The organism is Sediminibacterium sp. GW821-FHT12F12, assembly GCF_058806635.1.
This window is the reverse complement of sequence record NZ_JBXAPW010000006.1, coordinates 173,721-196,882: the sequence shown is the minus strand read 5'-3', so window position 1 is coordinate 196,882 and position 23,162 is coordinate 173,721. Positions and strand designations below refer to the sequence as shown.

Here is a 23,162-nt window from a genome sequence, read left to right as displayed (position 1 = left end):
CTAATGCGCCAATTTTTTTAATATCTTTTTCCCCCTGCTTTTAAACGCCGCTGTTTCGTTATCAAAATTTTCTTCGATTATTAATTTCAGCTCTTGTCTGATTTCCGGGTATTGACGGGATAAATTAAAAAGTATGGTGAGTGAATACGCTTTGATGGCAATAGGGGTGGTGGGATTTTCAACAAAACCGAAACAGACATTCATAACCTCACCATGAAATTTTTCAGGAATATTGATCTCCTCCAGAATACGCGCTGCGTTGCGGATCAGGGCGGGATGAATATCTGTTCTTTGTAAACAAGCAACCAGGTCTTTGATAAAAGGTTTGATCATCTCCGGTTGCTGCAAAGCGGCACAGCTTACACTCCAGGCGGCACGTTGGGCTATGCGGTATTCCGGACTCAGAAAACATAACATCAATTCTTTGAAATGTTTTTTTGAGCGGATAGCATATTCCGCAATACGCAAAGCCTGTTTGCGTGAATGTTCTTTGATGAGTTCGTTTCGGATGTTCACCAGCTTTGCTTTTTTGATGTTGCGTTGATCTTTATTGCCGACCAATATCATTCGTGATCCAGGGTGTTAGATGTACGGATTAGCGGATGACGGATGGGCGGATTTTTTTGAAGCAAGCTTTCCGCTTTTTTTGTCCGCCTCCTTTGCTGTTGTAACAATATTGGTAATACTTTGGCATTACAAGTTCTCTATTTCTTCATTTCCAGAAATGATGCATCACTCTCTTCTATTCATCTTCTTTTCTGCACATTCAGAAGTCACTCCTGTTATGGCAATCAAACTAATAAATGAAGAAGTAAAAAACAGATATTGATATGGCACGTCAATAAAGGTATAAACAATTACAACAGTCAATTTCAAAGTTGCCATACCAATATTATTGATTTTAATTGTTGTTTGTTTTGTATAGTAAATGATCAGCAAAATTGCTGTCAATGGTACTAAAAAAGATACTGCCATAAGTATTCTGTGCTGCACTTCTATCATTTCTGGTCCAAAAAATTTAGAGAATCCCAAACTTTGGGTAAAGTACGCAGGCGATTCTTTCCAGATTCTTGCAGCATGTTCGATATACTGTTCCGGTTGAAAAAAGGAAATTTGTAAAGGAGTGAATCCAAAAGGAAGAATAACTAAAAAAAGGATGGTTGTAGAGAATGAAATTATAAAATGTAGGGTGTCTTTTTTTTGTTTACGTATTACCAGCAAGTACAGTAAAATAACAGGTAACCATCCAACGAGTATATATCTGCTCAATGTGCAAAGTGCTGTAACAAAGCCAATCATCAAAAAGTTATCAGTTAACAGTACTAAGGCTAATAAACTGTAATAAAATACTACAATTCCTTCCTCTGAAAGGCGTATAAAATTATGTGTTGTGTCAGTATAAAGCCATACACATAAAATTACTGATACAAATAAAAGGATAAGCCCAGAATGCATTTTCCAATGAGCCCTCCAAAGGGCAATGAAAAGAAAAAATGAAAGAAATACGGCAAAGGAGGTTATCCATCTGGGATCAAAAGAAAATTTTTCTGATATTACAAATGGCATCCACATCGCAGGCAGATAAATAGGTTGAATTCCATTCCATATTTCCTGTATGGGCGAATAGACCAAGCTCCAAGTACCATCCAAAAACCGTTGAGCCATTACCTGCATAATAGGGAGCATGTCAGCGTCTTTATAGGAGAGGGGAGATTGACTGATCCAATATTGCGTGTATTTATATATAAACAACCCGCCAAGAAATAGAAAAAATATTTGATAAGAAATCCCATTTTTGAAAGGCTTACTTAACAATTTTATTTCTAACCTTTTCTCAGGTAGAAAAAGTAACAATATTGAAATGGCGATGCCGCTAAATGTGTATAGTAATGTTGTAACTGTTATGAAAGCGGGAAGTCTTAGTAAATAAGTTACTGAGAGTGTTTCAAGTATCAAAAATAGAAATATCCATTTCTTTACCATATTCATATGGAATTATTGTGCGGTTGTTGATTGCTCTACCGACAATATTAATGATCCTGCATTGTTGGTCGCCCGACCAACAACAGCGTAAATCCGCTAATCCGTCATCCGCCAATGCGCAAATGCCCTCAGAATTGTGACTTGATCTTCCTGATCTCTTCCGCATCCACAAAATCAATATCAAAGTCCTCCGGTATTTTTTCGTTGCGGTATTGAGAGGTAGAGGGGATCCGGATCCGGGCACTGGTATGCACTTCAGTTACTCCTGCGGTGTGGATGATGGATGCCACATTCGAGCTGTTTAATCCACTGCCGGGCATGATAATGATGCGGTCACTGGCCTGCTCCACCAATTGTTTTACCAGGGCCAAACCCTCCGTTACTTTGGGTTCCTGCCCACTCGTAAGAATACGGTTACAGCCACAGCTAATGATGGTTTCAAATGCTTCCAGCGGATCCTTACACCTGTCAAAAGCCCGGTGAAAAGTCACTTCCAGCGGGTAAGCGGCTTCTGTTAGGCGTGCGGTATTGTCGCGGTCAATGGTGCCGTCCTGGTTCAGTAAACCAAATACGACCCCTTCAAATCCTAATTCCCTGCAAAGCAGGATATCTTTCCGGATGATCTCGATCTCATCAGCAGAATGAAAATAATCTCCCCCCCGCGGGCGGATCATTGGGAATACCGGAATGCTGATCTGCTCCCTCACTGTTTTCAGATAACCGTAAGAAGGGGTGGTACCGCCATTGGCATAATTCTCACATAATTCAATTCTGTCGGCGCCGGCTTTTTCGGCAGCGATGGCCGTGGCCATATTAAACACACATATTTCGAGCAGCATTTGTAGTATTTCTGTTTGTTATTAGAGGATGTATTTCCCGTCCACCATAAAGTTTTTATTATCGGCATAACAAACAGCAAAGCTGAAACCTTTCTGTATGCAGAACCCGCCGTATTCGCCTTTTTTATTGATGGCGATAAAACCCACCTGGATCTCTTTGGCTTTCTGGCTGCCTTTGATTTTGATGATACGTTCAACGGCTTTTTTACAGGCATTTTCAGGTGAGAGTCCCTGGCGCATCAGTTCCACTACCAGATGCGAACCACAAATGCGGATCACATCTTCGCCCTGGCCGGTAGCCGTGGCGGCGCCTATTTCATTATCTACAAATAATCCCGCACCAATAATGGGCGAATCACCCAAACGGCCGCGCATTTTAAAACCCATACCACTGGTGGTGCAGCTACCGCTCAGGTTGCCGTTTGCATCCATGGCTACCATACCAATCGTGTCGTGGTTCCAGTCGCCATTGTCCAAACGGGCGGGCGCAAAAGCGGTCTGGTTTTTACTGTTCTCGATATTGATCACGGGTTTGTACTCACTTTTCTGTAACCATTGCTGATACGCTTTTTGTGCATCGGGCGATAAGGCCGGCGACTCTAACGGAAACCCTTCGGCCACGGCAAACTGCTGCGCACCTGAACCTACCAGCATCACATGCGGTGTTTTCTCCATTACCCTGCGTGCCACAGATACCGGATGTTTGATGCGTTCGAGAAATGCCACACTGCCGCAATTGGCGTGTTCATCCATGATACAGGAATCCAGGGTAACATAGCCATCCCGGTCGGGATTGGCGCCCAGGCCTACACAACAGTTCAAAGAAGATTCGGTTACCATCACCCCTTTTTCTACGGCATCCAGTGCACGGCCTCCTTTGCGTAATACCTCCCAGGCAGCTGCATTGGCAGCAATACCGGTATCCCAGGTGGAGATCACGATGGGTTTACGTGTTGGGCCGGCGGCTTTGAATCCGGCAAAAGAAAAAGCACTTAGTCCCAGAGAACCCAGTTGCAGAAATCGTCTTCTGTGCAGCATGTAGTCAGTTTATAAGTTGGAAAATCAGCGGTGAAAATAATTGAATCGCTTCAATTATTCGTGCATGATCAGCTTTTGAATCATCTCTTCGCTGGCAGCATCGGCATAGACGCCATAGGCACTGATCAATATGCCTTTTTTAGTACCGTCTTTGGATTGGATGGCATACAATACACTGGAATCATCCGGATCCGTATTGGCTTCAAAGCGATGGTGTTCCACGATCTCAAATTCGGCAGGGGAGAGCTGCGTGCCGGTGAGTTTACATTGGAGTGCATCAAAAGCAAGTGTGAAGTCGGTGGTAAATCCTCTTTGCTTCAGATCGTTCACGGCTTCCACCAGGTTTTCGTATACCGGCATAAAAATAAGTTTGCTTAAAGTTACAGAATTGCTTTGGACGATCAGTGCAGAACTAATTATGAATAAGAAAATAAGTAATTAATCTTTTGTTTGAAACTATATGTACTGTGGCAAATCTGCGTTGTTGTGATCCTTTGCTATAAAAAGAGCGGGGAGCAAATGCATGCATTTGCTCCCCGCCCGTATAGAATGACCGGACTGTTATTTAACCACCGGTGTAGTCACATACAATTCATTGAACAGGAATTTGAAACTGCCATGTGTTTGTGCACGGAACGTAATTTCCGGACCAAAGGCAAACAGTTTACCAGTACCCACCGTGGCTTCAAAAGCGGCCACTCCATCCTGCAGATACGATTGTCCCCAGGCCCATCCGCTGCGCAATGGTTTTTTGGAAGCGAACCAGGCAATCGGTTTTACTATGCCCTTTGCATTGGCATCGGGTGCAATTTTGAATACCGGACTGGCATCAAAATACACATCGGCTTCTGTATTCATGCCCCAGGCAGCGGGGTTGGTGGCATCTACGCTGACCCTGAGAATACTGCCGGGAATATAATATTTCTCTGCAGGTAGTCTTTGTTCCTGTCCGTTTACGAGGTCTACCAGCGCATTGCGCACCGGAACACCCACATGGTAAGCCAGGTTGGTGCTGGATCCGATGGTAACGATCTGCCCGCCTTCTTCCATGAATTTTTTCAACTGGGGGATCGATTTATCGGCCGTGATCCTTCCCAAACGGTTCCGGTACTCGGCCGGAATATCTTCCGGTCTCGGGCCTGCGCCACCAAAGCCACCCCGTTGTCCTGCAGTTGCATTGGGCAGTGCCGGAATGGCGCCATCTACAAAAATGATCACATCATATTTATTACGTAAACCACCGGTATCAATGTCTTTGGGATAGATGACTTCCACATCAAAATGGAATTGCTCCATAATATACCGCATCCAGCCCGAAGGCATGGATCCGCCATACTGATCCCATAAAGCAATGCGGGAAGGCTGTATTTTTTTCAGTGCGGAAGGAGCTGGTTTTTTAGCGAGTGAAGTTACCTGTATGCCGATGGATGCGGCAGATTTTTCCATCCAGGTTTTGGCTTTGGCAGAAGCGGGTACATAAAAAGAACCGATAGGCGCACCAGCCTGCGCTTCCTGCAAACGGTAAACTTCTGCACCTTCTTTCAGCAGATCGTTGGCGGCCAGAAAGGCATTGTTGGCCTGTGCAGATAATACATACCCTGCAGCGGCGGCTTTGGGTACAGAACCGGTAGCCGTTTGCCATTCGCCATAAGGCACGCGCTCAAAAGGACCATCAAAAGCTTCCTGTAAACGATCAAACTGTACGCCCATGGAATAGGCCAATGTCCAGCCGGCTGCATCATAAGGTGCAACGGGCGGACCACCCGGATACAGAAAATCATTGGGGTGATCCTGCGGCTCAAACATATCCAGTACATGCGGACGGAATGCCTGATCTGTTTTCACTACATAAGAACCTGCCGGGTATTGTTTGCCGGCCACGGTAAAGGCAGCTGTGGCTTTGTGTACCAGCACACCGGTTTTGATCAATGCATTCAGGAAGCGAACAGCCGAAGGAAAATCGGGTTGATCAGAAGGAATGATAAAACCCCTGGCATCACGCAATGCCGGGTTCTTGAAAACAGAATCATAGTATTTAACGGGGATGGTAGAAACGCCCCGCTGTGCAGCCGCAGCTTCGGTTTCGGAAGCGGCTGGTCGGGTACTGTTTTTCTGCTGATCTGCCTGGTATAGCTGATTAATTTCTGCTACACGCTTGGGCGATAAGGTCCAGTAATCTTTCTGCCCGCGCTCGATGGAATTTTTTCCCATCTTATACATATTGAATAACAGTGCATCGCGGTTACGACTGGCATAATCCAGTACAGAATAGTTCAGGGAAACCGAATAATCGATCGACTGGCGGAAATACCATTTCTGCGGCACTACCGGAAACGGTGTATTACCGCTGGGAATTAACCGGGATGGCACTAACGGCACTTCGGCCGGTGTAGGGTTGCCGATGATCTCGGTCAATAAGCCCACCATGTTATGGAAATAAGTAGTGGTGCGTAAACCACCATTGTACCAGGTAGAGAAATTAGAACCTGCCCGCTCGGTATACCCCGGTTTACCTTCTACATTCAAACGGTTGCTCATAGCGGCACCCAATGCATCAAGACTGGTAACGATCACCGGATCGAACACATAATTGAAGGGATCCCGGTAGGGGGCTCCGGCTACAACGGATCCGGGAGGGCCTGCCTGGTGGTGGTTATACATTACCTGCGGTAGCCACTCCAGGTATAACTGGCGGTTGATATTCTGCGTTTCGCGCAGGTTCATCATAAAGAAGTCGCGGTTATTATCGTGGCCGGCATATTTCTCGTACAAACGTGGCACCTGCATCAGGGAGCGTTTTTCCGGGGCAGGATTGCGCATATACCAGTTGCTTACCAGTTCCTGTCCGTCGGGATTGGCGTGCGTACAGAGGATAATAACATTATCGAGAATGCGTTTGGTTTCTGCATCGTTCCGGCTGAGCAGCTGGTACATGATCTCGATCAGCTGGTGGGCACCTACGGTTTCGGTGGCATGCAAACCGCCATCTATCCACACCACGGCTTTACCTTCAGCGGCCAGTGCGCGGGCCTGCTCGTCGGTTAAACCTTCGGCATAGGCCATTTTACGGGAGATCTCTTTGTAACGCTCCAGTTTCTGCTGGTTCTCGGCCGATGTAATGATCATCATAAACTGCGAACGGCCTTCTTCGGTTTTACCGATATCCACCAGTTTGGCCCTGTCAGATGCCGCGGCCAGTTTCTTTACATAGGCTTCGGTCTGGGTATAAGTGGCCAGCTGGTAATTGTCGCCAATGGCAAACCCGAAATGTTCTTTGGGGGTGGGAATAGTTTGTGCCTGCAGTACAGTGATGGTCAGCAGCAGTGCGACCAATAGACTGCTTTTTTTTCTCAGTAGCATTCAGTAGTTAGTTTGGGGTGAAGAAGTTTTCTCCTGTTAAAAATATCCCCAATCTTCCTGATAAAGAAATAAAATGATCAATGGGTGAAAACTGCCCGGAATAGGGTGATTTCTCTGCAAAAACGCCGTCTATTGGCCCTGCTATGTATCCAGATCTTTACAGTTTACCCGTAAAATACCTGGCTCCAGCGTCTGTCTTCCAAGCGCTCAAGTGCCCTTCAAGTGCCCTTCAAATGGCCTTCAAGTGCCCTTCAAGTGCCCTTCAGGCTGCATTCCGGTTCTATTCCGATCCGATACTGGTCCGTTTCTGGGTCTATTCTGATTCCATTCTGATCCCATTCTGGTTCTCTCATTTAGCGGCCACGGAGCGAAGAAATGGTAAAGCAGGAGTGAACAAAACAGGAAGGAAATTAGAAGAAGGTGATAGTGTCTTGTCCTTGTCTTTTCGCAGAGGGGAGTAATTTATCCCGGAATCCAGGAAAAGCAGGAGGGGGGCTCCTGCTCTTCCTGATGGGGGAATGTGGTTATCCGCCAATCCGGCTCTGTTCTTCTGCTGCGCTGCCGCTGCTGCGTTTGTTGGTTTTAAAAGTTTTCCCAAAACGGTAATTGAAAGAGAGATTGATGACCCGGTTATCCCAACGGTTGTTCAATACGGCATCCACCGTAGAAAATTTAGTGATGCCCGTATATTGCTGCAATGCAAACAGGTCGCGGGCATTCAGAGTAATTTTCCCTTTGTTGTTCAGAACGGCTTTAGAAACCGCGAGCGAGAACATGCCCATTCCTTTACTGAATGAAACACCTTCGATTTCGCGGGTTCTGTAAAATCCATTGATCTCGGCATCCCAGCCTTTACCCAGCTTGCTTTGCAGCGATCCGGAGAAACTGGCCGTGGTACTGGAGAAATCAACGGCCGTATTGTTAACAATGCCTTTAAAGCGGTTATCTGCCAGTAACACATTGGTATTGATAGTGAGCCAGCTGTTCACCGGTTTCGAAAAATTAACCGCGAAGCCCCACTGTTCCTGCGTGGCAATATTCTTTTTTACGAGAAAAGCTGTTTTACTGATTTCGTCTGTTTCAATCACGTCCGAAATCACATCGTTGGTGCGTGCGTAATTGAAAGTGGTAATCAGGAACTTATTGTACGCATAACTAAACTCAATATTCTGACTGAACTGCGGCTGCAGGTTAGGGTTTCCTTTCTGGTTGGTATAACGGTCAAGAATATAGGTGAAAGGATTCATATCGCGGTAGGCCGGACGTGTTACCCGGCGACCGTAATTGAGGTTGAACTGGTGTTTTTCGTTAAGTTCATAAGTGAAATACAAAGTAGGAAATAGTTTTCCATACTCTTTGGTGAACCTGGTGTTGGTAGTAACCTGATTACCATTACCGGTGGTGTATTCATACCGTAAACCGGCCTGTACACTGAGTTTTTTGCTGATGGGGGTATTCAGACTGGCATAAACCGCATAAATATTCTCCTTATAAATAAAGTAGTTACTGCGGTTTACGTCCAATACCGGGTTGCCGTTAATGATACTGTCGAAACGCACGTTGTTATCGCTCGATACCGCACTGAGTTTGACACCGGTTTCGAGTTTGGTTTTTGCCGTAAAAGGTAATACCAGGTCCAGTTTACCGGCGATCACTTCAAAGGCACTGGGCACATTTCCCTGCAGGGTATCCGGTTTTGCCGTAAGCGTTCCGCCCGCGTTATAGAAACGGTTTTGAAACTGCTGTTTGTGTTTATCATTATAGCTCACATAATCAAGATCGAAACTGAGTTCTTTTCCGGTGCTGTCTAATTTATGCTGGATATTAAAGTTGCCGTTGTATTTGCTCACGTTCGGTGTCATATAGGTGCGGCCGGTGTTCAGTGTCTGCAGATCGCCTTTATCATCCAGGATCCGGTTGCGGATATCGTTGTCGAACTGCATGGCGATATTAAAACTGTTCAGCGTTAGCGAAGCATTGGTTTTTTTGCTGAACGTAATATCTATGCCCGCTTTGGCCGAATGGGCAGATCGGGTATCGGGCATATACCCATTCTGATCCAGCGTAAAAGCCAGGGCCTGGTTCTGGTTCAACACATTCCGGATCACATTAAAATGCTGGTAGCTGCCCCGGTAACTGTAATTATAAGAGCCAAACAGGTTGATACGGTTTTTACGGTAGTTCAGGTTCAGTCCACCATTGGTTTTCGGATACACCCCCTGGCCATAACCCAGGTTCAGGCTACCATTGAAACCCACGGTTTTGTTCTTTTTGGTTTTGATATTGATCACCCCCGAATTGCCCGATGCATCAAAACGTGCCGGTGGGTTGGTCATGATCTCTATCTGGTCCAGCTGGCTGGCACTCATGCCTTTCAACAGGTTGGCCAGGTCGGCGCCGCTCAGGTAACTGGGGCGGCCATCTACCAGTACCGTAACGCCCTGTTTGCCTTTGAGGCTGATATTACCGTCCTTATCCACCGATACACCCGGCGATTTCTCCAGCACTTCCAGCGCGGTATTGCCGGCATTGGTGGGTGATGCATCTACATTCACCACCATTTTATCGGCTTTCAGTTCTACCAGAGGTTTTTTGCTGCTCACGGTTACTTCGCCGAGGGATTTGGCCTGTAGAAGCAATTCTATGCTGCCGAGCAACAAAGCGCTACCTGAAAACTGGTAAACCTGCGACAGATAAGACTGTAGCCCCAGGCTGTTCACCGATACCCGGTAACTGCCAGCCGCCAGGTTGGTAAACTGGAACTGACCGGCTTTGTCGGTTAAAGCAATTTTAACCAGGCTGGAGTCTTTGGCGCGCAATAAGGAAACCGAAATGGATTCCAGGGGTTGCTGCTGGCTGGTCAGGGTTCCAGAAATCTGTGCCTGGGCGGTGCTTACCAGTGCCAGTAAAACGGCGGCTAAGAGAAATCGATGTAAAGTTTTCATGTGATTTAGTTTCGGGTATAGGGTTAATGCTTATCAAAAATGCTAAGCGAACCGGAGCCGGCTAATCACATGAACATGTGTCTCAGGATAAACGGCTATTGAATGGGATAGACCAACAGTATAACCCTGTGTCCGATACTAGTTCTGTCAGTTTTTTACATAGATGTATCACAAACGTACAATTTAATTATCCTATAATTAATATTATGTTAAGTTAAAGAAGCGAATTAGGTTACATAGTATAAACCACATTATTAACCCCAGCCTTCAGGCTGGGGTCTACATATCACCCACAACATCCTCCGGGCTTCAGCCCCAATTCAGGGCTCAAGCCCGCCAACGATTCAGTACATTCTACCCCCATGCTAAAGCATGGGGTTCATATGAATAGTCATTTTGTTATGCGTATGCTTTCCTTTTTTATTCTTCGGAGGATCTCTTACTATTTTTGAACAATTGTTATTCGTGGAATTTACCATAAATTCATCCTGACTTTTATCCAAAAACAACCATCATGCTAAAAAACACAATCTGCATCTGCTTTTTATTACTGCTCTTAACTTCCTGTGCCACTGTTGTAAGACCAACTACTACCGCACCGGCTAAACCTGCCGCAGCTCCGGGGGCAGCTACCACCAATCAGTAATTGATTACTGTAGGTTATACAAGAGAAAATGCAAAAGCCTGACAGGTAATTGATACGAACCTGTTAGGCTTTTGCATTTTTATAAAGGCTGTGTTATTCCGGAATGAGGCGGATGATCCTGCCCGGTCCTTCTACAGACACATACACCGATCCATCCGGTGCCTGGCGTACCTGCCTTACCCGGCCGATTTTTTCCAGCATTTTGTGTTCCTTCACCACTTTGTTATCCTTGATCTCGAGGCGGGCCAGGTATTGCAGGGCCAAACCGCTTACCAGCAAATTGCCCGTCCAGCTTTTGAATTTGGGATCGGTAATGACTGCCATACCACAGGCCCCGATAGACGGGATCCATTTGTACACCGGATCGGTAATACCCTCTTTGGTGGGGCTCGCAGATACCGGTTTGTCATCGTAGTTAACGCCATAAGAAACCCAGGGCCAGCCATAGTTATTACCTGCCTGGATAATGTTTACTTCATCGCCTCCCTTGGGTCCGTGTTCGGCTTCCCAGATGGTTTTGGTAAAGGGGTTGTACACCAGTCCCTGCGGATTTCGGTGCCCATACGAATACACCGTAGTGGCAACCGTATTGCCCGGCAATACCGGGTTTCCGGCGGGTATGCCTCCTTCCTGCGTTATCCGGTGCACTTTACCCCAGGTGCTGTTTACATTCTGCGCATTCTGGTTGGGCGAACTGATGCCGCCGTAAGTGGTAGCGCCGCCCTCTCCCACGCTTACATACAGGTTACCCGCCTCATCAAAATCAATGCGGCTGCCGTAGTGGCCCTGCATGGTATTGGCTGAGTTGGATGTCAGTAATATTTTCGGTTCTGTAAGCTGGTCGTTCATTAGTTTACAACGCAGCAGGTTCCAGCTGCCACCACCTCCAGGGTAATTGCCGGCATAAGTGAGAAAGATCCAGCCATTGCTGTTGAATTGCGGCGAAACGCGGATATCAAGCAGTCCACCCTGTCCGCCGCTATTGATCACCGGCAGTCCGGTGATCTCTTTGATCGTAGTATCGGAACGGCGGTATAATTTCCCCTTCTTTTCGGTAAACAACAGATCGCCATTGGGCAGAAAATCCATGCCCCAGATAATTTCATATCCTGTAAAGAGTACTTCCGTTTTAACGGTGGGGGCGTTCTGTTCTGTGCTACTGCCTGTTACCGCATTGTTGTTTTTTTCTTTACAAGAGAAAAACAACAATGCGGTAATGGTCAGGGCCAGAAAACTGTTTGAATAGGTCATAGTGTGGTTTGTGTCTTAAAGATAAGCATCGTTCATAGCATCTGAAAGGTTTTTTACAATCGCAGTGCCCGGTACAGGACATAAAAAAACGCCGGCCGGAGCCAGCGTTTTCACTATCAATTGATAAGATTTAGTATTTGCCATGTAAAGCATCAAACTCTTTATACTTGGCTTCAAACGCATCAAAAGCTTTGAGGTCTTTACCACGTACTTTATCGCGTTTATACGCATACAGGTTAGCGAGGAAGTCAACCGCTTTGTTGATCACGCTTTTCTCTGTATTGGTACGGGTAGTTTTGTCTTTTAAGATAACATACGCTTTCTCAAGCCACTCCAATGACATATTCAGGTTGTCATTCAGAGGCTTTTCGATATCCGCATTGGCTTTGCGGATAGGATCCAGTTTGGCTTTCAGGGCCGCTTCTGCTGCCGCTTTTTTCTTTGGATCTTTTTCTACCGGTTTGTCGGCATTAATGCCCTGCATGGTACGGATATTCTGTGCAAACGCATCATCATAGCTACCAAAAAGATTATAGTAAACCACACCTACGTTAAAGGCAGCAATGGCGTTCTGGGCGTTTTTGCCATAGGCTTTTTTGTAAGCATCCACCGCTTTCAGACTATACATACGTTCGGTGGCACTGTCCATGCTTTTGTCTTTATTATGTGCATTCACAAAAATATCAGCAAACTGCAGGTACTTTACTTCGCTCAGGGTGCCTGCCGCATCATCTTTGTCGTACAGGGCTGTTTTCTCGGCCAGGTTCATGTTCTGGTCCATATAATCGATCTCAAACTCATCCCATGCATATTTAGGATACAGTTCTCTTCCCAGTGCCAGGTATTTTTTAAACAGGGTTTCGTTCTTCGAAACCGTATAATGGTTAGCGAGGAACTTGTAGATATCGATGTACATATCAGTTGATACTTTCGCATCTGCCAGGCGACTGTAATAAGTGGCCGCATCATCCATTTTAGATGCATTCTGGTAAGCATACGCCAGGTACAGGATCGATGTGGTATCAAATGCGATGCTGGCATTGCTCCATTTGTTCTTGAAAATGAAATCGCTGTATTCCACGGCATATTTGAAATTGTTGGCGGCATCTTCCCATTTCTTGTCGTTGAAGAGTTTTACACCATTGGCATAAGACGTGGCATACATATCAAAAAAGCCTTCCGCACCTTTTTCTTTTACCAGGGCAAAAGCAGGATCTGCATCGGTATATTTTTTGAAAGCCTCATCTGCGGTTGCCAGTGCTGTAGGGTATTTGGCACGCAGGTTGGCGTCTTTATACACGGCAGCATATACTTTGGCTTTCCAGTACATCGCATTCGGCTTGGTGTTCTGTTTGGGATCGGCCATTACCTTGTCAATCTCGGTTTTGGCATCTTCCATTTTATTGATCAGGTAAGCGGTCTGCACCTTATTCAGGTCTTGCGCCTGGGCCATTTGCAGGCTTCCTGCGATCATCATCAGCGTTAAAAGCTTCTTCATAAAGAGGGGTTTATTATTGATTTTCAGTACTATTCTCGTTGTTATCTGCTGTTTTAGTTTCATCTGTAACCGGGTTTTCTTCGCCTGTTTCCAGAGGTATTACGGGTTCTTCTTCCTGGTCTTCGATCTGCGAAATAGCGGCAATCTCATCTCCTTCATCCAGCCTGATCAGGGTTACGCCCTGTGTGGCCCTGCCCGCTTCGCGGATATCCTGGATGCCGGTTCGGATGGTGATGCCCGATTTGCAGGTAATGATCAGGTCTTCTTTCTCCGTTACATACAAAACGCCTACCAAACTGCCGGTTTTCTCCGTAACGTTGATAGTTTTAACACCTTTACCACCCCGATTGGTGATCCGGTATTCATCTACCACGGTTCGTTTCCCAAAACCTTTTTCGCTTACCACCAGTATGGTATGGGTAGGGTCGTCTTTGTGGATGCAGATCATACCCACCACTTCATCTTTCTCATCGTCTACCTCAATGCCTGCTACCCCAATGGCTCCCCGGCCGGTTACCCTAACTTTTTCTTCAGGGAAACGGATCGCGCGCCCGCTTTTCACGGCCATCATGATCTCCTGTTTGCCATCGGTTAAACGGGCCGATAAAAGTTCATCACCTTCATTCACTGTAATGGCGATGATACCATTGGCTCTCGGGCGACTGAAGTCTTCCAGCGAGGTTTTTTTGATGATGCCTTTCTTGGTACAAAGTACGATATAATGGTCTTGTACATAGTCTTTGTCGTCCAGTTTTTTCACGTCGATAATGGCTTTCACCTTATCATCGCCGGGCAGTTGTATCAGGTTTTGTATGGCACGTCCCTTGCTTTGTTTTTCTCCTTCGGGGATCTCGTAAACCCGTAACCAGAAACAACGTCCCTTTTCGGTAAAGAACATCATGGTTCCATGGGTAGACGCCACAAACAGGTGTTCTACATAATCTTCTTCCCTTGTTTTAGTACCCACCGCTCCCCTGCCGCCGCGGCGTTGCTGGCGGTATTCGGTAGCGGATGTACGTTTGATATAACCCAGGTGCGAAATGGTGATCACCACGTCTTCGTCTTCGATCAGGTCTTCGATCCGCATTTCGTCTGCGAGGTACTGGATCTCCGTTTTACGGGCATCGCCGAATTTCTCTTTTACTTCGATCAGTTCTTTTTTGATCAGGTCATAACGCAGGTCTTCGCTGGCCAGCAGTTCTTTCAGGTGTTTGATGGTGTTGATCAGACCGTTGAATTCTTCCACGATCTTGTCTCTTTCCATACCTGTTAAACGCTGCAAACGCAGTTCCAGTATGGCTTTGGCCTGGGCTTCGGATAATCCGTCTTCCTGTATATACAGGTCGTTGGTGATATCAGAGAACAGTTCCCTGTTCAGGCTCCATTTTTCTTCTTTGCTTTTGTTGATCAGGTTTTCTTTCGCATCATCCGGTGTACGGCTGGCGCGGATCAGGGCGATCACTTCGTCGAGATGATCCAGTGCTTTCAGGTAACCTTCCAGGATATGGGCGCGTTCTTCTGCCTTGCGCAAATCGAATTTTGCGCGGCGGATCACCACTTCCATCCGGAACTCGATGAACTCTGCAATCAGGTCTTTCAGGTTCATGATCCTTGGGCGTCCCTTGCTGATGGCCACATTATTCACCCCGTAACTGGTCTGCAGTTCGGTGAATTTGTACAATTGGTTAATGATCACCTGGGCTACCACATCCCGTTTCAGATCCAGTACAATACGCGTTCCTTCGCGCATATTACTTTCATTGTTCACGTGGGCAATGCCTTCAATGGTTTTATCATTCACCAACTGACCGATACGATCGGTAAGCTGGTCGCGGTTTACCTGATAAGGTACTTCGGTGATCACGATCTGTTCGCGGCCACTGGTTTTGGTATCTACCTGCACTTTACCGCGCAGTACTACCCTTCCGCGTCCGGTTAACAAACCTTGTCTCACCCCTTCCATACCGTAAATGATACCACCGGTAGGGAAATCGGGTGCTTTTACATGGTTGATCAGTTCTTCTACCGGGATCTCCCGGTTATCGATATAGGCCACACAACCATCCACTACTTCGCTCAGGTTATGGGGCATCATATTGGTGGCCATCCCTACGGCAATACCTGAAGAACCGTTCACCAGCAATTGCGGGATCCGGGTGGGCAGTACAGAAGGTTCCTGCAGTGAATCGTCGAAGTTCAGTTGAAAATCTACCGTTTCTTTTTCGATATCATCCAGCATGGCTTCTGATAAACGCTGTAAACGGGCTTCGGTATAACGCATGGCAGCCGGTGGGTCGCCATCCTGGTTACCAAAGTTACCCTGACCGTCTACCAGGGTGTAACGCATGGTCCAGTCCTGGGCCATCCGCACCAATGTATCATAGATCGATGAATCGCCGTGCGGGTGGTATTTACCCATCACTTCACCCACGATACGGGCAGATTTTTTATAGGGTTTGTTGCTGTTGTTGCCCAGTTCATTCATGGCGTAGAGTACGCGGCGGTGAACGGGTTTGAAACCATCCCTTACATCAGGCAGTGCGCGGCCCACGATTACCGACATCGAATAATCGATGTAAGCGGTCTTCATTTGCTCTTCGATATTTACCTGGATAATGCGGTCGTTATCGTTGGTTTTTTCCGGCGGTAACAGATTGTCTTCCATGTGTGTTTTTCCGTGAAATTTTAGTTCTATGACAGGTTGCTAAACAGCCCTGTTTTCAGGATGGCGAAGATACTTTTTTTGAAGGGGAAAGAGGGCTAAAAAAGGGTCTTTTTTAAGGGGTTTTATCCACAGTTGTGAACACCTTTTCCGGGGCGTCGGCCGATGGGTAAAATGAGAATAAAAAGCAAATGAAAAAGGGCTTCCATTTGGCAGGAAACCCTTTACTGTATTGTATTCCAGATAAACTGGTTATTCCACTTTTTTAACAGAGCCGCCACCACTTTTGCTGGTATTGGAAGAAGCCGAACCCTTGTAATACACATCGCTGCCGCCACTGGCATTGGCCCGGAGTTCTTTATTGGCCGTAATACGCACATCGCTGCCACCGCTGGATTCGATGCTGCAGGTATTGGAAATAAGCTCAAATCCGTGCACATCGCTGCCGCCGCTGGCATGGATGCTGAGTTGCTCGGCTTTGCCGGAAATATAGGCGTCTGAGCCCCCGCTGGCGGATATTTTCAGTTCGCCGGCAACCACTTTGCCCCTGAAATCGGAACCGCCGGAAAGGGTGAGGGTAAGACGGGTGGCCGAAAGTTCATTTTCGATAAATACATCTGATCCGCCGGAAGCCACAAGTTTATCGAGCGTTTTCACAGACACATACGCTTTTAGTTTCCGGTTGCCGAACCAGTTCAATTTCCAGGTGCCTTCCTGGTTAAAATCGATCTTCAGTACCCCGTTAATCACTTCTGTGCGGATCCTGTTACGGTATTCATCGGAAGAAGCGCTCACGGCAACTGCTTCTTCGTTACCCTGGGTAAGGAAGAGGTCTACCCCATCGGCTATATCAATTGCGTGAAAGTTTTGGACTTCTCTCGTTGTAGCATTGGCATCGTGTACTGTTTTCTGCGCGCTAACTACCAGTGTACCAAGCAGGAAAAAAAGCAGGTATATTTTTTTCATAAGGATGTTTTTTATGAAACGGGAACTTCGGAAAAATGTTACAATTGGGACGATAAAATTTCATTGGTTACCTTTACGATCCTGCAGATGAAGATTTTCAGCGGCAGTTGTCCGGAACAGTTTAAACAGATTCTCCCAGATGAAACAGATCCTCCTCTTTGGTGCCGGCAAATCTGCCACCGTACTGATCGATTATTTAAAACAGACAGCAACAGATAAACAATGGCAGGTTAAAGTAGCAGATGTAAACCTGGCCGCGGTACAATCCAAAGTGGGCGAACATGCCCGGGTATCAGCCGTGGGCGTTTCGATTGATAATGAACCCGAAAGGCAGGCGTTGATCAAAGCGGCAGATGTGGTGATCTCTTTACTGCCCCCTTCCCTGCATTATACCGTGGCACTGGATTGCCTGGCTTTTGGTAAACATTTATTAACGGCTTCGTATGTAGATGATAAGATCCGGGCACTGGCCGCGGAGATCAACAACAAAGGCATTCTTTTTCTCTGCGAAATGGGACTGGATCCCGGTATCGATCATATGAGTGCCATGCAGCTGATTCACCGGATCAAAGCCAAAGGGGGAAAGATCCGTTCCTTCCTCTCGCATTGCGGCGGACTGGTAGCACCCGAAAGCGATACCAATCCCTGGCATTACAAGATCAGCTGGAACCCGCGGAATGTGGTGTTGGCCGGTAAGGCCGGTGCGATATTCAGAGAGAATAATGCGGTGCAAACCAGGCAGTACGAAAAGATCTTTACAGACTGCACCGAAGTAGCTATTGATGGGTTGGGCACACTGGCATATTATCCCAACAGGGATTCGTTGAGTTATATATCCACCTATGATCTCACCGAAGCGAAAACCTTTTTGCGCACCACCCTGCGTTACCCCGATTTTTGCAGGGGCTGGCAAACAGTGATTGAACTGGGGCTGACAGATGAAACGGATACACTGCAAACAGATGGTTTGACCGTATCTGCTTTTCTGCAGAACCGTTTTGCTGTCAAAAACAGGCAGTTTGATCAACTCAGCCCTTTGCAGCAGGAACAGTTCCTTTTTCTTGGATGGAAGGATGTTACCCTGATCAATAAAAGCCAGTGTAGTTCTGCTGATGTACTGCAGTTTATCCTCGAAAAACAATGGGTATTATTACCCGGCGATAAGGATATGGTGGTGATGTTGCACGAGATCGGCTATGAGGTAGCAGGTTCCACGTTCCAGGTTACCAGTAGCCTGGTGGTGAAGGGCGAAGACCATGTGCGCACTGCCATGGCCAAAACCGTAGGGTTGCCCCTGGGTATTGCGGCTACTTTGTTACTCGAAGGAAAGATCGCAGCAACGGGCTTACATATTCCGATCATCCCTGCTATCTATGAGCCGGTGCTGGAGAAACTGGCGGACCAGGGGATTGTGTTTCATGAAAAAGAGAGCTGAAGAATATCGAATATCGAACACCGAACAAGGAACGCCGAAGTATAACTACTTCGGCGTTCGACATTCTTTATTCGCTATTCGTTATTCACATCATTTCTTCCTTGCTTTACCTTCTTTCTGTTTAACTTTTTTCTCCTCGTCGCCTCCCGCATTGATCACCCATTCATAATCGAGCTGTCTTTTCTCGAGATTGGCAGCTACTACGCGGATAAAGAGCTTGTCGCCCATGCGGAAACTGCGTCCGCTTCTGCGGCCCACGAGACTGTAATCGCTGTCTACATGACGGAAATCATCATAGTCGGAAAGGCTCACAATGCTGACCAGTCCTTCGCATTTATGCGCTACGGTTTCTACCCAGAAACCAAAACTGGATACGCCGCTTACTACTCCTTCAAACACTTCCCCAATATGCTCTTTCAGGAATTCTACCTGTTTGTATTTGTTGCCGGCGCGCTCACATTCCATGGCGGCACGTTCGCGCTCGCTGCTGTGTTTGCATTTTTCTTCCATCTTTTTGTCCGTGATCGGTTTATCCGCAAGGATGGATTCGAGAACCCGGTGCACCAACACATCCGGATAACGGCGGATGGGTGAGGTAAAATGACAATAGTGTTCAAATGCCAGTCCGTAGTGACCAATATTCTCTGTGGTATAAATTGCTTTGGCCATGGTACGGATCCCTAACTGCTCCAGCACATGTTGTTCCGGTTTGCCCTGTGCATCCTGTAACATGGTATTGAAACTATGGGCAATGGCCTGTGGCGTGGATGTATCGAAATTATGACCATGTTTTTTGGCAAAAAGAATAAAGGGTGCCAGTTTTTCTTCGTCGGGCCGGTCGTGCACCCGGTATGGAAAGGGCAATGGTTTTTTGTTGATCTTCAGTTTGGCTACATTCTCTGCTACGGTGCGGTTGGCCAGCAGCATAAATTCTTCGATCAGCTGGTGCGATTCCTTGCTTTCTTTGACTACTACGGCAATGGGTTTGCCTTTTTCATCCAGTTTGAAGCGTACTTCCTGTGAGGAGAAATTGATGGCTCCTTTGCTGAAGCGTTTTTTACGCAGTTGTTGTGCAATATCATTCAATAACAAAATTTCAGCCTCGTATTTTCCCTTTTTGGTTTCGATGATGGCCTGCACATCTTCATAGGCATACCGGTGATCGGAATGGATCACGGTTTTGCCCAGCCAGTATTGTTTGATCTCTCCTTTGTTATTCATCTGGAAGATGGCGGAGAAAGTGAATTTGTCTTCATGCGGCCGAAGGGAACAGAGCTCATTCGAGATCTTCTCCGGCAACATCGGGTTCACCCGGTCGGGCAGGTATACAGACGTGGCACGCTTATAAGCTTCCTGATCCAGTTCTGTTTCGGGATGTACATAATAACTCACATCGGCAATATGCACACCGATCTCGTACAAACCATTGGGCAGTGTACGGATGGAAATCGCATCGTCAAAATCCTTGGCATCTGCCGGGTCGATGGTGAAAGTGAGCAGATCGCGGCAGTCTCTTCTTCTTTTGATCTCTTCACTGTCCAGCACTTCGGGCAGGCGTTCGGCTTCTTCCATCACATCTTCGGGGAAGGATAAAGGGAAACCGGCCTGTGCCAGCAGTTCCTTCATCGCCGCATCATTTTCATCTTCAGGTAACATGATGCTTACCACGGTTCCCACAGGTTTTTTGTCGTCCTTGTCCCATTGCAGCAAACGGGCCACTACCCTGTCTTTATTTTTGGCACCATTGAGTTCGCTCAACGGAATAAACAGATCGGGCATGGGTTTATCAGTGTCCGGGATAAAAAAAGCGTAGTTGGTAGACAGTTGAATATGGCCAATGAATTCTGTCTGTTTGCGGGAAATCACTTCGGTGATCTTTCCTTCTTTTTTACCGGTACGCACATTCTCCTTGAATACTTTTACCCGAACGGTATCGCCGTTAAGGGCTGTATTAAAATCGCCGGGGCGAACGAGTACATCTCCTTCTGTATTTTCCACAATTACATAGCCCATTCCGGAACGGGTAACTTCCAGTTTTCCTTTCAGGAGAAGCTGTGCGGCAGGTTTGCCTTTTGACTTTGACTTGGTTTTTACTTTTTTCTTGCTCATGTTGCCGGGTTGAATTGGAAGTTCGTAATAAAATCAGTCACCAGCTCATTAAATTGTTGTCCTTCATCAAATAGGAAAAAATGCCGTATCGGTAATACATACATGGGCAGTGTGGCCAGTTCTTCGGTGAACTTTACCAGTCGCACGGCGTCTTTTTCGGTGGTCAGGATCAGTTTGTCCTTCGCGTGTATGTCTTCGAATTTTTGTTTGATCTCGTTCAGGTCGTCGATCGAAAAAATATGATGGTCTGAGTAATCCTGCTGGTAATAGGTATGTGTTTTGGCCAGCAGGTATTCTTTCAGGGGTTTGGGATTGGCGATGCCGCATACGAGTAAAACTTCGTCGCGTGGGGTGATCAGCCATTCATCGTTGCGGTTGGCAATATGGTAAGGCGTGCCGTATTCGATGGTGGTGAAAAACACTTTTTGATCGGCTTCGGGTTTCAGGCTGCGGATGATCTTCTGTTTGGCTTCGGCAGAAAGATTATAAGGACATTTGGTAACAATGATGATCTGGGCTCTTTTGGCAGATGACCACTGGTCGCGCAGATCGCCGGTAGGCAGAAAAAAATCCTGTGGGTAGAGATTGCTGAAATCGGTGAGCAGAATATTAAACCCTGCTCTTACCACCCGGTGCTGGAATGCATCATCGAGGATGATGGTCTGCAGATCCGGTACATCCTGCAGTAAATGCGGAATACCCACAATTCTTTCCTCGCAGGATGCCACGGCCACCCGGGGATATTTGTTATGAAACAGCATGGGTTCATCCCCTATCTCCAGCGCAGTGGTGGTTGAGTTGGCTAATACATAACCCTTGGTTCTTCTTTTATAGCCCCTGCTTAAAGTGCCTACTTTGAATCTGGGGGAAAGCAGTTCTACCAGGTATTCCACCATCGGAGATTTGCCTGTACCGCCCACAGAAAGATTGCCGATGCAGATCAACGGAAAATTGAATTCGGCCGATTTGAGGTATTTTTTATCGAATAACCAGTTACGTATCACGATCACCAACCCGTAGATCAGTGAAAAGGGTAATAGTAAAACACGGAAAGATTTCAGGAAAATCGTGTTAAAATTCATAGGTCTGCTGCGGCGTGATACAATAGGTTAAAGGTACATCAAAATGCCCGGTGTCGCTGATCTCTTCAATCGGATCGAAATAAGAAAAGCCGATCTTAACAATATCTTCGCGACAGGAAGCGAGGTACCGGTCGTAATACCCCTTTCCATACCCCACCCGATACCCTTTTGTATCGCAGGCCAGTAAGGGAACCAGTACCAGGTCTATCTCGGTAGGCTGTATCACCCTGCCTTCTTTGGGCTCGGTGATACCGAGTGAATTGGTTTGATAAACAGTGTCTTCATGAATAGCAAGGGCCGTCATTTCGCAGCTATCGGTATCGGTTACCGGATAAGCCAGTACCAGCTCTGAAAGCATGTGGCGCAGATAACCGGTAAAAAGGTGTGTATTGGGTTCAGCCTGACCAGATAAGGGCCAATAGGTTAATACCGTTCTGATAGCCGAATAATCGAATTGCTGAAATTGTAACAGCAGGAGATCATCCAGCCGCAAACGCTGTTGGGGGTCAAGTGCGGCCCTGCGGGCCTTGTATTCTTTTCTGAGAGTTTCTTTGGTCATAGTCAGCTCCCAAAGGTACCGGATAAAACGGGTTTCAGGCGAAGGGCCTGTTCACGGATCTGGGTAGCGTTGATGGACTCCATCCGGGCAATCCGGCCCAGCGAGGGATAACCCGACCAGCCCACAATTTCATCTTCATACTGCAGGTAATCATCGTTAAAAATCCAACCGGCAACATCAATGCCGTTATGGCGGCACCAGGCGGCGGTTAAGAGAGAGTGATTGATGCTGCCGAGATAGTTGCGGCTTACCAGGATCACCCTTGCCCGTAATGGTTTGATCAGATCGGCAACGGTATGTTGGGCAGATAAGGGAACCAGTAATCCGCCAGCCCCCTCTATCACCAACGGGCGATGCATATTAGCGAGGATCTGTTCTGCCTGCAAAACGATCCGCGAAGGTTCGATCTCCACCCCATCTATCCTGGCAGCAATATGCGGCGAAGCCGGTGTTTGTAAACGACAGGCTTCCGGATGTACCACGGAAAACGGATTACTGAGCAGGGATTGTATTTTTTCTGCATCGGTGCCATCTGTCAATCCAGCCTGTACCGGCTTCCAGTAATCTGCTTCCAGCGCTTCAGTAACGATGGCTGATACCAGGGTTTTACCTACATCGGTTCCGATACCAGTGATGAAGATGGGAGATTGCATGGGTTGGTTTATGGTCAATGGGGTTAATTGTTTACTGGTTTATTGGTCTGTTGGTTTACTGGTCTATTGGTTCGTCTGATCTATCCCCCTTGGGGGATCTGTTAATAAGGCTTACAAATAAACCAGTAAACGAATA

Annotated in this window: 17 protein-coding genes; 2 read left to right on the top strand and 15 right to left on the bottom strand. The window is 46.8% G+C overall.

From position 1 onward, the window contains the following. The 7 genes from AC1RNB_RS11210 to AC1RNB_RS11180 form a co-directional block, all read right to left on the bottom strand. Positions 1–516 carry a HEAT-like fold family protein gene (locus AC1RNB_RS11210; protein ID WP_493082791.1) on the bottom strand — a complete coding sequence of 172 codons (516 nt, stop codon included), beginning with the start codon at positions 514–516 and terminating at the stop codon, positions 1–3. Positions 517–732: 216 nt separating this feature from the next. Next, positions 733–1,983 (bottom strand): hypothetical protein, encoded by a 1,251-nt coding sequence (locus tag AC1RNB_RS11205; RefSeq protein ID WP_493082789.1) that lies wholly within the window; start codon positions 1,981–1,983, stop codon positions 733–735. 128 nt (positions 1,984–2,111) lie between these two features. Beyond that, the gene (locus AC1RNB_RS11200) at positions 2,112–2,822 is read right to left on the bottom strand and encodes a copper homeostasis protein CutC (protein WP_493082787.1); all 711 of its coding nucleotides are present in this window, start codon (positions 2,820–2,822) and stop codon (positions 2,112–2,114) included. A gap of 21 nt (positions 2,823–2,843) precedes the next feature. Continuing rightward, positions 2,844–3,860, bottom strand: coding sequence for an isoaspartyl peptidase/L-asparaginase family protein (locus tag AC1RNB_RS11195; protein WP_493082786.1), 1,017 nt, complete (start codon positions 3,858–3,860; stop codon positions 2,844–2,846). A 54-nt stretch (positions 3,861–3,914) separates the two neighbouring features. Beyond that, the gene (locus AC1RNB_RS11190; protein WP_493082784.1) at positions 3,915–4,220 is read right to left on the bottom strand and encodes a phosphoribosylpyrophosphate synthetase; all 306 of its coding nucleotides are present in this window, start codon (positions 4,218–4,220) and stop codon (positions 3,915–3,917) included. A gap of 201 nt (positions 4,221–4,421) precedes the next feature. Continuing rightward, a complete protein-coding gene (locus AC1RNB_RS11185) occupies positions 4,422–7,220 on the bottom strand; it encodes a M14 family metallopeptidase (protein ID WP_493082782.1) in 2,799 nt (932 codons plus the stop codon). Positions 7,221–7,744: 524 nt separating this feature from the next. Further along, positions 7,745–10,165, bottom strand: a complete 2,421-nt coding sequence (locus tag AC1RNB_RS11180) for a TonB-dependent receptor domain-containing protein (RefSeq protein WP_493082780.1) — start codon at positions 10,163–10,165, stop codon at positions 7,745–7,747. Positions 10,166–10,679: 514 nt separating this feature from the next. Between AC1RNB_RS11180 and AC1RNB_RS11175 the strand changes: the two genes are divergently transcribed. Further along, positions 10,680–10,811 (top strand): hypothetical protein, encoded by a 132-nt coding sequence (locus tag AC1RNB_RS11175; RefSeq protein ID WP_493082779.1) that lies wholly within the window; start codon positions 10,680–10,682, stop codon positions 10,809–10,811. 93 nt (positions 10,812–10,904) lie between these two features. Here the strand turns inward: AC1RNB_RS11175 and AC1RNB_RS11170 are convergent, their stop codons facing one another. The 4 genes from AC1RNB_RS11170 to AC1RNB_RS11155 form a co-directional block, all read right to left on the bottom strand. Continuing rightward, positions 10,905–12,062 carry a PQQ-dependent sugar dehydrogenase gene (locus tag AC1RNB_RS11170; protein WP_493082777.1) on the bottom strand — a complete coding sequence of 386 codons (1,158 nt, stop codon included), beginning with the start codon at positions 12,060–12,062 and terminating at the stop codon, positions 10,905–10,907. A 130-nt stretch (positions 12,063–12,192) separates the two neighbouring features. Further along, positions 12,193–13,560 (bottom strand): hypothetical protein, encoded by a 1,368-nt coding sequence (locus AC1RNB_RS11165; RefSeq protein WP_493082776.1) that lies wholly within the window; start codon positions 13,558–13,560, stop codon positions 12,193–12,195. Between the two features lie 13 nt (positions 13,561–13,573). Further along, positions 13,574–16,225: a DNA gyrase subunit A gene (gene gyrA / locus AC1RNB_RS11160; protein WP_493082775.1), complete on the bottom strand. Its 2,652-nt coding sequence runs from the start codon at positions 16,223–16,225 to the stop codon at positions 13,574–13,576. Positions 16,226–16,474: 249 nt separating this feature from the next. Continuing rightward, on the bottom strand, positions 16,475–17,188 hold the full coding sequence (locus AC1RNB_RS11155; RefSeq protein WP_493082773.1) for a head GIN domain-containing protein: 714 nt from the start codon (positions 17,186–17,188) through the stop codon (positions 16,475–16,477). Between the two features lie 139 nt (positions 17,189–17,327). Here AC1RNB_RS11155 and AC1RNB_RS11150 point away from each other — a divergent pair, with 139 nt between their 5' ends. Next, the gene (locus AC1RNB_RS11150; RefSeq protein WP_493082772.1) at positions 17,328–18,623 is read left to right on the top strand and encodes a saccharopine dehydrogenase C-terminal domain-containing protein; all 1,296 of its coding nucleotides are present in this window, start codon (positions 17,328–17,330) and stop codon (positions 18,621–18,623) included. 90 nt (positions 18,624–18,713) lie between these two features. Here the strand turns inward: AC1RNB_RS11150 and rnr are convergent, their stop codons facing one another. From rnr to bioD, 4 genes are read right to left on the bottom strand one after another with little or no spacing between them, the layout of a single operon-like run. Beyond that, entirely contained in the window at positions 18,714–20,732 is a 2,019-nt protein-coding gene (gene rnr, locus AC1RNB_RS11145) for a ribonuclease R (protein ID WP_493082771.1), read from the bottom strand. Then, a complete protein-coding gene (lpxK, locus tag AC1RNB_RS11140) occupies positions 20,729–21,814 on the bottom strand; it encodes a tetraacyldisaccharide 4'-kinase (RefSeq protein WP_493082769.1) in 1,086 nt (361 codons plus the stop codon). The genes rnr and lpxK overlap by 4 nt, the downstream gene beginning before the upstream one ends. Beyond that, positions 21,804–22,373, bottom strand: coding sequence for a 5-formyltetrahydrofolate cyclo-ligase (locus AC1RNB_RS11135; RefSeq protein WP_493082767.1), 570 nt, complete (start codon positions 22,371–22,373; stop codon positions 21,804–21,806). Before AC1RNB_RS11135 ends, lpxK begins: the two co-directional genes overlap by 11 nt. Positions 22,374–22,375: 2 nt before the next feature. After that, on the bottom strand, positions 22,376–23,026 hold the full coding sequence (bioD, locus tag AC1RNB_RS11130; protein WP_493082766.1) for a dethiobiotin synthase: 651 nt from the start codon (positions 23,024–23,026) through the stop codon (positions 22,376–22,378). Between the last annotated feature and the right edge of the window lie 136 nt (positions 23,027–23,162).

Excerpts from the sequence above, each read along its gene's own strand:
- AC1RNB_RS11190 (WP_493082784.1), bottom strand. The coding sequence starts at position 4,220 with ATGCCGGTATACGAAAACCTGGTGGAAGCCGTGAACGATCTGAAGCAA.
- AC1RNB_RS11155 (WP_493082773.1), bottom strand. The coding sequence starts at position 17,188 with ATGAAAAAAATATACCTGCTTTTTTTCCTGCTTGGTACACTGGTAGTT.
- AC1RNB_RS11195 (WP_493082786.1), bottom strand. The coding sequence starts at position 3,860 with ATGCTGCACAGAAGACGATTTCTGCAACTGGGTTCTCTGGGACTAAGT.
- bioD (WP_493082766.1), bottom strand. The coding sequence starts at position 23,026 with ATGCAATCTCCCATCTTCATCACTGGTATCGGAACCGATGTAGGTAAA.
- AC1RNB_RS11150 (WP_493082772.1), top strand. The coding sequence starts at position 17,328 with ATGAAACAGATCCTCCTCTTTGGTGCCGGCAAATCTGCCACCGTACTG.
- AC1RNB_RS11175 (WP_493082779.1), top strand. The coding sequence starts at position 10,680 with ATGCTAAAAAACACAATCTGCATCTGCTTTTTATTACTGCTCTTAACT.
- AC1RNB_RS11185 (WP_493082782.1), bottom strand. The coding sequence starts at position 7,220 with ATGCTACTGAGAAAAAAAAGCAGTCTATTGGTCGCACTGCTGCTGACC.
- AC1RNB_RS11165 (WP_493082776.1), bottom strand. The coding sequence starts at position 13,560 with ATGAAGAAGCTTTTAACGCTGATGATGATCGCAGGAAGCCTGCAAATG.
- AC1RNB_RS11205 (WP_493082789.1), bottom strand. The coding sequence starts at position 1,983 with ATGGTAAAGAAATGGATATTTCTATTTTTGATACTTGAAACACTCTCA.
- AC1RNB_RS11135 (WP_493082767.1), bottom strand. The coding sequence starts at position 22,373 with ATGACCAAAGAAACTCTCAGAAAAGAATACAAGGCCCGCAGGGCCGCA.
- lpxK (WP_493082769.1), bottom strand. The coding sequence starts at position 21,814 with ATGAATTTTAACACGATTTTCCTGAAATCTTTCCGTGTTTTACTATTA.
- AC1RNB_RS11200 (WP_493082787.1), bottom strand. The coding sequence starts at position 2,822 with ATGCTGCTCGAAATATGTGTGTTTAATATGGCCACGGCCATCGCTGCC.
- rnr (WP_493082771.1), bottom strand. The coding sequence starts at position 20,732 with ATGAGCAAGAAAAAAGTAAAAACCAAGTCAAAGTCAAAAGGCAAACCT.
- gyrA (WP_493082775.1), bottom strand. The coding sequence starts at position 16,225 with ATGGAAGACAATCTGTTACCGCCGGAAAAAACCAACGATAACGACCGC.
- AC1RNB_RS11180 (WP_493082780.1), bottom strand. The coding sequence starts at position 10,165 with ATGAAAACTTTACATCGATTTCTCTTAGCCGCCGTTTTACTGGCACTG.
- AC1RNB_RS11170 (WP_493082777.1), bottom strand. The coding sequence starts at position 12,062 with ATGACCTATTCAAACAGTTTTCTGGCCCTGACCATTACCGCATTGTTG.